The organism is Terracoccus luteus, from assembly GCF_003635045.1.
Lineage (GTDB): Bacteria > Actinomycetota > Actinomycetes > Actinomycetales > Dermatophilaceae > Terracoccus > Terracoccus luteus.
Genome location: NZ_RBXT01000001.1, coordinates 790,650 through 800,590, shown reverse-complemented (window position 1 = coordinate 800,590; position 9,941 = coordinate 790,650). Strand labels below are relative to the sequence as shown.

Below are 9,941 nucleotides of genomic sequence, written 5' to 3'. Positions count from 1 at the left end.
GTGGCCGCATGCCCGCCGACCGCGCCGACCGACGCGTCGCGGGCCGACCGTCCGTCAGGGGTGACGGACGTGACGGGGTGGCGGATGCCGGTGGCCCGGGTCGCCGACACCTGCGCGCTCTCGCGCGGGCCCGGTCGCAGGCGCTCGCCATGGGCGACGAGCTGCTCGCGCACACCCCCGACGTCGGCGAGGAGGCCGTGCAGCACGAGCTCGACCTGTGGGTCGAGCAGGCGGCCGACACCCTGCACGCCCTCGGCCGGCTCTACGAGGACCGGCTGCTCGAGGCCACACCACCACCCGTGGAGGGTCCTCGTCGCCCCGACGACGACGAACCTCCACCGCCCCCGTCGCGGCGGCGGGAGACGTCGTGGTGACGGGCCGGGAGGGCGACCCGGCGTCGACGAGCGCGCTCGGCGGAACCCTGCGACGTCAGGCCCTCGACCTCGCCGACCTGGCCGCTGACCTGGCCGCCGACGTGGGCGGCACGTCGGGGACGTCGGGGACGTCGCCCGCCACGACGCTCGCTGACGAGCTCGACCGCGTGGGCGCGCTACTGCAGGCGTGGACGACCGACGGGGTCGAGGCGGCCCACCGGGTCAGGACGCTCGACGAACGGCTGCGCGCCGCCGACCTCGTCGTCGACGGCACACGCGTGGTCGAGGCGCCGGGCCCCAGCCGGGTCGAGGCGCTGCGACGGCTGCACGAGCGCGAGCACCTGCAGGAGCTGCTCAACCGCGTCACCTCCGCGCGCGCCAAGGACGCCGCGTCGCTCGCCCGCGAGCTGGCCCGGTCGCGCGACACCCTCGCGCGACTCTCGGTGCTCGCGCGCGGCCGATAGCGTGGCGCCATGAAGATCAGCGAGTCGATCGCCTACCCCGCCGCCCCCTCCGACGTCTTCACCATGCTCACCGACGAGGAGTTCCAGAACCGGAAGTGCGTCGACGCCGGCGCGCTGCGCCACGACGTCGCGGTGACGCCGACCGGTGACGGCGCCCGGGTCGTCACCCACCGCGACCTGCCCACCGACCGCCTGCCCGACTTCGCCACGTCGATCGTGGGCCAGACCCTCAGCATCACCGAGACCTACGACTGGGGCGCCGCGCAGGCCGACGGCGGTCGCCGCGGCACCCTGCTCGTCGAGGTCAAGGGGGCGCCGGTCGCGATGCGCGCCGACGTCGCTCTCTCGGCCACCGGTGGTGGCAGCACCGTCTCGTTCGACGGCGACCTCAAGGCCTCCATCCCGCTGCTCGGCGGGCGCATCGAGAAGGCCGCCGCGCCCGCGGTCATCGCCGGCATCCGTAGCGAGCAGCGCACCGGCCGGGCCTGGCTCGCCGAGGGTCACTGACCTCACCGAGACTCACTGGGCGAGCCCTCCCCCGTGACGCCGACGGCCGGCATCCTCTGCTCGAGGATGCCGGCCGTCGTGTCGGGCGCGTGGGCGCTCAGCCCATGTGCGGGTAGGCGTGGTCCTTGGGCGGCACGAAGGTCTCCTTGATGGAGCGCACGCTGGTCCAGCGCAGCAGGTTCTGCGCGGCGCCGGCCTTGTCGTTGGTGCCCGACGCGCGGCCACCGCCGAAGGGCTGCTGGCCGACGACGGCGCCGGTCGGCTTGTCGTTGACGTAGAAGTTGCCGGCGGCGAAACGCAGGCGCTTCGTGGCGTCGGCGATGACCCGGCGGTCCTGGGCGATGATCGACCCGGTGAGGCCGTAGGGCGCGAAGCGCTCCATCTGGTCGACGACCCGGTCGTACTGCGCGTCGGGGTAGACGTGCACCGACAGGATGGGGCCGAAGTACTCGGTGCGGAACGACTCGTCGGCGGCGTCCTTGATCTCGAGCACCGTCGGGCGCACGAAGTAGCCGACGGAGTCGTCGTACGTGCCGCCGGCGACGACGTCGATGCCGCGCGTCGCGTAGGCGCGGTCGATGGCGTCCTTGTGCTTGGCGAAGGCGCGGTCGTCGATGACGGCGCCCATGAAGTTCGACAGGTCGGTGACGTCGCCCTGCGTGAGGCCGTTCGTGATCTCGACGAGGTCGCCCTTGATGCGCTTCCACAGCGACGCGGGGACGTAGGCGCGCGAGGCGGCCGAGCACTTCTGGCCCTGGAACTCGAAGGCGCCGCGGATCATCGCCGTGCGCAGCACGTCGGGGTCGGCCGTCGGGTGGGCGACGATGAAGTCCTTGCCGCCGGTCTCGCCGACGAGCCGCGGGTAGGTGCGGTAGCGCTGGAGGTTGCTGCCGACCTCCTGCCACAGGTGCTGGAAGGTGGGCGTCGAGCCGGTGAAGTGGATGCCGGCGAGGTCCTCGTCGGCGAGCGCGACCTTGCTGACGTTGAGCCCGTCGCCCGTCACCATGTTGATGACGCCGGGCGGCATGCCGGCCTCCTCGAGCAGCTGCATCGTCAGCGACGCGGCGAACTGCTGGGTCGGCGACGGCTTCCACACGACCGTGTTGCCCATGAGGGCGGGGGCGGTCGGCAGGTTGCCGGCGATGGCGGTGAAGTTGAAGGGCGTGATCGCGTAGACGAAGCCCTCGAGCGAGCGGTAGTCGGAGCGGTTCCAGACGCCACGCGAGTTGAGCGGCGGCTGCTGCTCGAGGATGCCGCGGGCGAAGTGGACGTTGAGGCGCCAGAAGTCGATGAGCTCGCACGCGCTGTCGATCTCGGCCTGGTAGGCGGTCTTGCTCTGGCCGAGCATCGTCGCCGCGTTGATGCGGGCACGCCACGGGCCGGCGAGCAGGTCGGCGGCCTTGAGCAGCACGGCCGCCCGGTCGTCGAACGACAGCTCGCGCCACATCGGCGCCGCGTTCTTCGCGGCCTCGACCGCCGACCGGGCCTCCTTGACGCTCGCGTTGCGCAGGTGACCGAGGACCTTGCGGTGGGCGTGCGGCTGGCGGACGGCGATGCGGCGCCCGGTGCCGGCCACCCGCTCGCCGTCGATGACGTGGGGCAGCTCGACCGGTCCGCTCGAGCCGATCTCGGCCAGGGCCGACTCGAGCCGCGCCCGCTCGGGCGAGCCCGGGGCGTAGTCGAGCACCGGCTCGTTGGCCGGCTCGGGGACGTGGGTCACTGCATCCATCGCATCTCCTGTGTCTCGCGGGTCTCGCTCGTGCGTGTCACGGCCGCCCGACGGCCCCGCCGACGCTGCCCGGCGGGGCAGGTGGAGGGCGCGGTCCCGGGGTGTCCGGCCGCGGGCGACCGCCCCATCGTTCCACGTCCGGGGCGGTGCGCCGACCGGTCGGGGGCGGCAGCGAGGCCCCACCGCCCGGACGGGCGACGGGGCCTCGGTCACCGCACCCGGTGCGTGGGAGCGGGGGTCAGCTGAGGACGCGGATCTGCCAGGGGTAGCTGTACGACTCGCCGCGGTTGGCCTTGACGGCCGCGCGGATGTGGAAGAAGAGCCCGGCGATGCCGGCCACGATCCACAGCAGGACCGCGACGGGGATGCCGATGACCGTGATGAAGAGGATCCAGCCGACGATGATCATCGCCCAGATCGCGAGGTTGAAGTTGAAGGCGCCGGCGGCGGCCCGGCGGACGAAGGCGCTGCGGTCCTTGTAGAGGGCCCAGATGAGCAGCGGTCCGACGAAGCTGAGCCAGCCCACCGAGACGACGGCGGCGATGATCGCGGCCAGGTGGCCGAGGACGGCCCACGTGCGCTCCTCGCCGCTGGGCGCCGAGAGCTCGTGACCGTAGGGGTTCGGGATGGGGTGCGTCATGGTCCCAGTGTCGCGGTCGCCGCGGCCCGGCGCGATCAAGGTCGACCCTGACCGGACCCTGACCCGACCCGGGTTCAGGCCCCGGCGCCGACCCGCTCCCCCGGGCGCAGCGCGCACACCGCGCTGGCGGGGTCGTCGACGCCGAGGTGGCGGAAGAGCTCGAGGGCCAGCTCGTGGTGGCCGAGGGCGTTGGGGTGGAACGGGTCGTCGAGCCACTCGGCCGGGGCCGCGCCGTCGCCGGCCCGCGCCCAGCGGGCCGCGTGGTCGACGAGGCCGACGCCCAGGTCGTTGGCGAGGGAGCGCACCTCGCCGACGTACTCCTCGAGGCGCTCGGGGGTGCGGTCGCCGCCGTCGGCGACGAGCAGGGGCGGGGTCTGCAGCACGACGGTCGAGCCGAGGTCACGGGTGCGCTGCACGATCTGGTCGAGGCGGAAGCGGAAGGCCCGCAACCCGTCCGGGCCCTCGACGACGTCGTTGGTGCCGAACATGACGAACACGACGTCGGGCGCGAAACGGCCTGCACGCCAGTGGAACTCGGGCAGCAGGTCGCCGGCAGAGGCGCCGGACACGCCGGAGTTGACGACGGCGTCGGAGCGCCGCCCGAGCTCGCCGCGCACCCGCTCGGCGAAGTGCTCGACGTAGCCGCGGGCGCCGTGCGTGTGCACGACGCCCTGCGTGATGCTGTCGCCGAGGAAGACCCACGTCACGGGCGGCCCGACGAGGACCTCGGCCATCCGGTCGGCGTCGCGGCGGGCGTACTCGTCGGCGGTGAAGTCCATTACCGCAACGTAACAAGACCCCTCGGACGGGCGAGACCACCCGCCCACGACGTGGGACGCGGCGGCCGGCGGCCGGACGCCGCGCGTGGGCCCTCAGACCGACGGATGCCGGTCGGCCCAGTCGCGCAGCCGTCGCACGGCCTCGCCGAGGCCGTCCTCGATGCCCGGACCGGGGGCGGACCGCCGCCCACTGCGCGCCCGGTGGACCTCGTGCCACGGGACGAGGGCCCACCACCCGGCGGCCCGGTCGAGCTGCTCGTCGTCGGCGCCGTACGCCTCGGCGGCCGCCCGGGCGAAGGGCTCCGGGGTCCCCCACCGGGCCCAGGCGAGGTCGAGGGCCGGGTCGGTGAGGCGGGCGTCGCCGAAGTCGACGACTCCCGTGACCGCGCCGCCCCGCACCAGCACGTGCGGGGGCAGCAGGTCGGCGTGGCAGACGCGCTGCTCACCGGGTGTCGAGAGGCCGGCGAGCAGCCGCTCCCCCACGTCGTGCAGCGACTCGGGCAGCAGGGGCAGCACGGTGGAGCGCAGGGCGGCCTGGCGCAGCGCCCGGTCGGGCCCGTCGTCGCGGCGGCCGGGCAGGCCGGCTCCCTCGGCCTGGGTCGGCGGAGTGTCGTGCAGGGCGCGGAGGAACCGCCCGACCCGGTCACCGTCCGCCGCCGTCAGGCGCGCCGGGTCGCAGGGCTCGCCCGCGACGACGGGGTGACGCACGACGAGGGGCTGCTCGGTCAGGACTGCGGGCTGGGGCACCTCGAGCGGGAGCGACGGCGCGATGAGCGGCAGCAGCCGGCACTCGGCGAGCAGCGCGTCCGCACGGTGCGGCGCCGGGGTCCGGTCGACCCATCGGCCCTCGACCAGCTCGGCCAGCTCGGCCAGCTCGGCCCGGTCGTCCCACCCGCCCGGGAGCGGCGCACGGTCGGCGGCCCACTCCCGAAGCCGGCCCAGCCACAGCGCACGCGAGTCGGGCACGACCTCCCCGGGCCGGGTCTCGAGCAGCTCGACGAGCGCCTGGACCGTCGACCACGTGCCCCACGAGACCTCCTCCGGCTGCCAGACGATCGGCCCGTCGTAGTCGGCGGTGTAGAGGAAGGCGCGGTAGCAGGTGTCGTCGTCGGCGTAGTCGGCCTCGCCCAGCCGGACGAGCGGGACGCCGTGCACGCCGAGCTCCTCCTCCGCCTCGCGCACGGCGCCGGCGTCGGGGTCCTCGCCGACCTGGAGCACCCCGCCGGCCGCGAGGTCGAGCAGCCCGGGATAGACGTCCTTCGTCGTCGTGCGCCGGTGGAGGTAGACGCGGCCGAGGCGGTCACGGACGACGACGGCCGTCGCACCGTGGCGCAGGTTCTCGGCGCGCACGCGCGACCGGTCGGCCGAGCCGACGACCCGGCCGTCGTCGTCGTACAGCGCCACCTGCTCGGACCCGGGAGGGTCCACGGCGCCGCCCGACGGGGTCAACGCACGAGCCCCCGCACCTCGTCGAGCTCGGTGACGTCGTACCAGAGCAGGTCGTCGGCGTCGCCGTCGTCGGGCTCGCCCGCCTCCTCGTCGACGTGGAACGAGGCGAGCCGCGACAGCGGGAGGGCCTCGACGATCGCGACGGCGGACAGCGCGCCGTCCTCGGCCACGACGGCATCCGACGACACCCAGCGGGGGTCGGCATCCGCCGCGATGACGATGCGCCGGTCACCCCCGTCGGCGCGGGCCGCGCCCGCGGCGGCGACGGCATCGCTGAAGGCGGCGTACTCGAGGTCCTCGGCGTCGAGCCCGGGGCCTTGCGCCTGCAGCGCCGGCGTTACCGCGAAGGCGGGGCGCGGCTGGGCCGACGACGCCACGACGGCGCCGCCGCTCGCCAGCTCGTCGAGGTCGGCCCGCCCCACGGGCAGGTACACGCGGACGACCGGCATCAGGACTCCCTCCCGCTCTTGAGCTCGTCGAGCGACTCGACGATCGCCCCGGCGAGGTCGCCGAGGTCGGGCATGGCCTCGCGGTCGGCGTTGAGGCCGAAGTACACGCCGCCGTTGTACGAGGTGACGCCGATCGACAGGGCCTGACCGCGCGCGAGCGGCGTGACCGGGAAGGTCGAGACCATCTGCGCGTCACCGGCCCACAGCGGCGACTGCGGGCCCGGGACGTTGGTCACCATGACGTTGTAGAGCCGCCGCGACATCGCCGAGCCGAGGCGGGCGCCGAGCGCGTGCAGCGTCGGCGGCGCGAAGCCGGCGAGGTTGGCGAGCGACGTCGCCCCCACGGCCTGCCCGCCCTCCATCTGCTGGCGCATCGAGAAGGCGATCTGGTGCAGCCGCATCGACGCGCCTGGCTCGCCCACCGGCAGGTTGACGACGCAGGCCATGACCTGGTTGGCGTACATGCCCGCGGGGTCGTCGCCGTAGATGCTCACCGGCACCATCGCCCGCACGACGCTCTTGGTGCTGACGGCCTCGCCGCGCCCGAGCAGCCAGGTGCGGAACCCACCGGCGATCGTGGCGAGGACGACGTCGTTGATCGAGACGTCCTCGGCGTAGGCGCCGCGGGCCAGGCGCGAGCGCACCTCGCGGTAGTCGTCGAGGTCGGTCGCCACCATGACCCACCGGCGGGCTGTGCCGATCTCGACGTTGAGCGGCGACTCCGGGGCCGGCCGGGCCGCCGTGCGGGCGACGGCTCCGAGCAGGTGACCCGCCGACTCGGCGGCGCGCAGGCCCACGTTGACGACGTCGTCGATGCCGCCGCGCACGAGGTCGACGACCTGCGTGGGCCGCCGGACGGCGTCGACGAGGGCGCCGGTGACGAGCTCGGCCGGCGACGGCGAGCGGCCCGGCTCCCACGGCGCGGCGGGCAGCAGGTCGTCGTCACCCTCGACCGAGTCGACGATGACGTGGGCGATGTCGAGGGCGTTGACGCCGTCGATGAGGGCGTGGTGGGTCTTGGTGACGATGGCGAAGCGACCCTCGGCGAGGCCCTCGACGAGGTAGACCTCCCACAGCGGCCGGGTGCGGTCGAGCTTGCGCGGCTGCACCCGCGCGACGAAGTCCTGCAGCTGCTCGTCGCTGCCGGGCCGGGGCAGGCCCGCCCGACGCACGTGGTAGCTCATGTCGAAGTTCTCGTCGTCGACCCAGACGGGGTTGGCGATGCGCCCGGGCACGTCGACGACCTTCTGCCGGAACCGCGGGATGGCGCCGATGCGGTGCTCGACGATGTGCAGCAGCCGGTCGTAGTCGAAGCCCTGCTTCGGCGGGTCGAAGAGCATGACCGACCCGACGTGCATCGACGTCGTCGACTCCTCGAGGTAGAGGAAGGAGGCGTCGAGCGACGTCAGGCGGTCCGGCATGGCCCCACTCTGCCAGAGAGCCCCACCTACGCTGGGGGCCATGCGTCGCCACCCCCGCCCGACCCGAGCCGCCCTCGTCCCCGTCGCCCTCGCCGCGCTCACCGTGCTGTCGGCGTGCTCGTCGTCGGATGCCGGTCAGCCCGCTCCCGGGGCCGCGCAGCCGGGGGCGTCGTCCTCCGTCGCCGGCGCCACCGGAGGGTCCGGCACCTGGCAGGTCAGCGGGCCGGTGAGTGGGCCGGTGAGCGGGCAGGTGAGGCGGCTCGAGGTGAGCATCACCGGGACGACCGTCACCCCGGCGCCGGCGCAGGTCGACCTCGCGGTCGGCGAGACGCTCGAGCTCGTCGTGACGAGCGACCACGACGACGAGCTGCACGCCCACGGGTTCGAGGCCGAGGCGCAGCTGAAGGCCGGGGCGCCGACCACCCTGCGGCTGACCGGGGCGGAGCCCGGCGTGTACGAGGTCGAGACGCACGAGCCGGCGCTGCTGCTGCTCAACGTCGCGGTCCGCTGACACCGGGCCACCCGGCATCCTCGTGATGAGCCCCACCGTTCTTTCCCCCGTGCTGTCCCCCGTGCTGGTCCCGGTCGCGGCCCCTTCTTTGGTGCCCGCCCACGGCGTCGGCAACCGCGCAGACCTGCCCCTGCCTTTCACGGCCCTCGTCATCGCGGCCGTCGCGGCCCTGCTCATCTCGTTCGTCGCCGTCGGCGTGCTGTGGCGCGAGCCGCGGCTGAGCCGGGCCGACGGCGTGCTGCTGCCACGCCCGCTCGCCCGCCTGCTCGACTCGCGCGGGGTGCGCGTGGCCACCCGGGTGCTGGCCGGCATCCTCACCGTCTGGACGCTCGTGGCGCTCGTCGCCGGCCCCGACTCGGCCCGCAACCCCGTCCCGCACGTCGTCTACGTGTGGCTGTGGGTCGGTCTCGCCTTCCTCTCGCTCGCCCTGGGGCCGGTGTGGCGGGTGCTCAACCCGCTGCGGGCCGCCCACGCCGGGCTGCTGCGGCTCGCCCGGGTCTCGCCCGACCTCTCGCTGCTGACCTACCGCGGCGGGCTGTGGCCGGCGGCCGTCGGGCTCGGCCTCTTCACGTGGGTCGAGCTCGTCGCCGACGAGAACACGAGCCTGCCGTTCCTGCAGGTGCTCGTCGGCGGCTACGTCGCCCTCTCGCTCGCCGCCGCGGCCGTCTTCGGACGGCGCTGGTGGGACGAGGCCGACCCCTTCGAGGCGTGGTCGGCGCTGCTCGGGCGCCTCTCGCCGCTCGGCCGGCGCGACGACGGCCGCTGGGTGCTGCGCACGCCGCTGCACGGGGTCGACGAGCTGCGCGCCACCCGCGGGCTCGTCGCGACGGTGTCGGTCATGCTCGGCAGCACGGCGTACGACGGCTTCTCGGCGAACGTGTCGTGGGCGACGTTCGTGCAGACCTCACCGATCGGCGCGGTGCCGCTCAAGACCATGACGCTACTGCTCTTCTTCGCGGCCGTCGCCGTGACGATCTGGCTCGCGGCGGCCCTCTCGATGCGGCTGTCGGGCCGGTCGCTGCGTGACTCGGTGCACTTCGTCAGCGACCTCGCGCCCTCGCTGCTGCCCATCGCCGGCGGCTACGTCGTGGCGCACTACTGGTCGCTGTGGGTCTACCAGGGCCAGTACGCCTGGGTGCTCCTCACCGACCCGCTCGGGACCGGCGCGAACCTGCTCGGGACGGCCGGCCTGACGCCGAACGACGCCCTCATCGCGCCGACGCTCGTGGCGACGATCCAGGCCGTGGCCATCGTGCTCGGACACCTGCTCGCCGTCGTGGCGGCGCACGAGCGGGCCGTGACGGTGCTGCCGCGGCGCGCGGCGGTCGTCGGCCAGCTGCCGGTCATGGCCGTGATGCTCTTCTACACGTTCGCCGGGCTGACGATCCTCTTCCGGCCCTGATCGGTCTCACTCACGTGCCGCGGACGGTTCTGTCGGGGTCGCTCAGTCGCTTCGGGCGCGGACGGACGGGACGACCGGCTCGCCCCCGGTGCGGATGGACGGGACGACCGGCTCGCTCAGGAGCAGGCGGGGCGCGCCGTTCTCGTGCAACCTGGAGAAGGGCGGCGGCGCGCCCCGCCTGAATCGCTCGCCTGCCGCCCCGCCCGCCCGCTCGTC

11 protein-coding genes are annotated in these 9,941 nt (G+C 74.3%); 5 read left to right on the top strand and 6 right to left on the bottom strand.

What is annotated here, in order from left to right:
• The first annotated feature begins 8 nt into the window (after positions 1-8).
• Genes DFJ68_RS03735 through DFJ68_RS03725 form a run of 3 tightly spaced genes read left to right on the top strand, consistent with a single transcriptional unit; the run spans position 9 to position 1,345 of the window.
• The gene (locus DFJ68_RS03735; RefSeq protein ID WP_121031128.1) at positions 9-374 is read left to right on the top strand and encodes a hypothetical protein; all 366 of its coding nucleotides are present in this window, start codon (positions 9-11) and stop codon (positions 372-374) included.
• A complete protein-coding gene (locus DFJ68_RS03730; RefSeq protein WP_121031126.1) occupies positions 371-838 on the top strand; it encodes a hypothetical protein in 468 nt (155 codons plus the stop codon). Before DFJ68_RS03735 ends, DFJ68_RS03730 begins: the two co-directional genes overlap by 4 nt.
• 9 nt (positions 839-847) lie before the next feature.
• Entirely contained in the window at positions 848-1,345 is a 498-nt protein-coding gene (locus DFJ68_RS03725; RefSeq protein WP_121031124.1) for a DUF2505 domain-containing protein, read from the top strand.
• Positions 1,346-1,442: 97 nt separating this feature from the next.
• On the opposite strand, the gene pruA is transcribed toward DFJ68_RS03725, so the two are convergent.
• The 6 genes from pruA to DFJ68_RS03695 form a co-directional block, all read right to left on the bottom strand.
• Positions 1,443-3,074 carry an L-glutamate gamma-semialdehyde dehydrogenase gene (gene pruA, locus DFJ68_RS03720; RefSeq protein ID WP_121031122.1) on the bottom strand — a complete coding sequence of 544 codons (1,632 nt, stop codon included), beginning with the start codon at positions 3,072-3,074 and terminating at the stop codon, positions 1,443-1,445.
• Between the two features lie 238 nt (positions 3,075-3,312).
• Positions 3,313-3,714: a DUF4870 domain-containing protein gene (locus DFJ68_RS03715; RefSeq protein WP_121031120.1), complete on the bottom strand. Its 402-nt coding sequence runs from the start codon at positions 3,712-3,714 to the stop codon at positions 3,313-3,315.
• Positions 3,715-3,788: 74 nt separating this feature from the next.
• Positions 3,789-4,493 (bottom strand): SGNH/GDSL hydrolase family protein, encoded by a 705-nt coding sequence (locus tag DFJ68_RS03710; protein WP_121031118.1) that lies wholly within the window; start codon positions 4,491-4,493, stop codon positions 3,789-3,791.
• 93 nt (positions 4,494-4,586) lie between these two features.
• On the bottom strand, positions 4,587-5,921 hold the full coding sequence (locus DFJ68_RS18215) for a phosphotransferase (protein WP_170165696.1): 1,335 nt from the start codon (positions 5,919-5,921) through the stop codon (positions 4,587-4,589).
• 17 nt (positions 5,922-5,938) lie between these two features.
• Positions 5,939-6,391: a DUF6912 family protein gene (locus tag DFJ68_RS03700; RefSeq protein WP_121031116.1), complete on the bottom strand. Its 453-nt coding sequence runs from the start codon at positions 6,389-6,391 to the stop codon at positions 5,939-5,941.
• Positions 6,391-7,812 carry a WS/DGAT/MGAT family O-acyltransferase gene (locus tag DFJ68_RS03695; protein WP_121031114.1) on the bottom strand — a complete coding sequence of 474 codons (1,422 nt, stop codon included), beginning with the start codon at positions 7,810-7,812 and terminating at the stop codon, positions 6,391-6,393. Before DFJ68_RS03695 ends, DFJ68_RS03700 begins: the two co-directional genes overlap by 1 nt.
• A gap of 40 nt (positions 7,813-7,852) precedes the next feature.
• Between DFJ68_RS03695 and DFJ68_RS18420 the strand changes: the two genes are divergently transcribed.
• Positions 7,853-8,323 carry a hypothetical protein gene (locus DFJ68_RS18420; protein ID WP_211333262.1) on the top strand — a complete coding sequence of 157 codons (471 nt, stop codon included), beginning with the start codon at positions 7,853-7,855 and terminating at the stop codon, positions 8,321-8,323.
• A gap of 25 nt (positions 8,324-8,348) precedes the next feature.
• Positions 8,349-9,725 carry a hypothetical protein gene (locus DFJ68_RS03685; RefSeq protein ID WP_245963440.1) on the top strand — a complete coding sequence of 459 codons (1,377 nt, stop codon included), beginning with the start codon at positions 8,349-8,351 and terminating at the stop codon, positions 9,723-9,725.
• The last annotated feature ends 216 nt before the right edge of the window (positions 9,726-9,941 follow it).

What these genes read in the sequence shown, in the direction of transcription:
- DFJ68_RS03725 (WP_121031124.1), top strand. Translation starts at nt 848, where the DNA reads ATGAAGATCAGCGAGTCGATCGCCTACCCCGCCGCCCCCTCCGACGTC.
- DFJ68_RS03685 (WP_245963440.1), top strand. Translation starts at nt 8,349, where the DNA reads ATGAGCCCCACCGTTCTTTCCCCCGTGCTGTCCCCCGTGCTGGTCCCG.
- DFJ68_RS03700 (WP_121031116.1), bottom strand. Translation starts at nt 6,391, where the DNA reads ATGCCGGTCGTCCGCGTGTACCTGCCCGTGGGGCGGGCCGACCTCGAC.
- DFJ68_RS18420 (WP_211333262.1), top strand. Translation starts at nt 7,853, where the DNA reads ATGCGTCGCCACCCCCGCCCGACCCGAGCCGCCCTCGTCCCCGTCGCC.
- DFJ68_RS03715 (WP_121031120.1), bottom strand. Translation starts at nt 3,714, where the DNA reads ATGACGCACCCCATCCCGAACCCCTACGGTCACGAGCTCTCGGCGCCC.
- pruA (WP_121031122.1), bottom strand. Translation starts at nt 3,074, where the DNA reads ATGGATGCAGTGACCCACGTCCCCGAGCCGGCCAACGAGCCGGTGCTC.
- DFJ68_RS03735 (WP_121031128.1), top strand. Translation starts at nt 9, where the DNA reads ATGCCCGCCGACCGCGCCGACCGACGCGTCGCGGGCCGACCGTCCGTC.
- DFJ68_RS03710 (WP_121031118.1), bottom strand. Translation starts at nt 4,493, where the DNA reads ATGGACTTCACCGCCGACGAGTACGCCCGCCGCGACGCCGACCGGATG.
- DFJ68_RS03695 (WP_121031114.1), bottom strand. Translation starts at nt 7,812, where the DNA reads ATGCCGGACCGCCTGACGTCGCTCGACGCCTCCTTCCTCTACCTCGAG.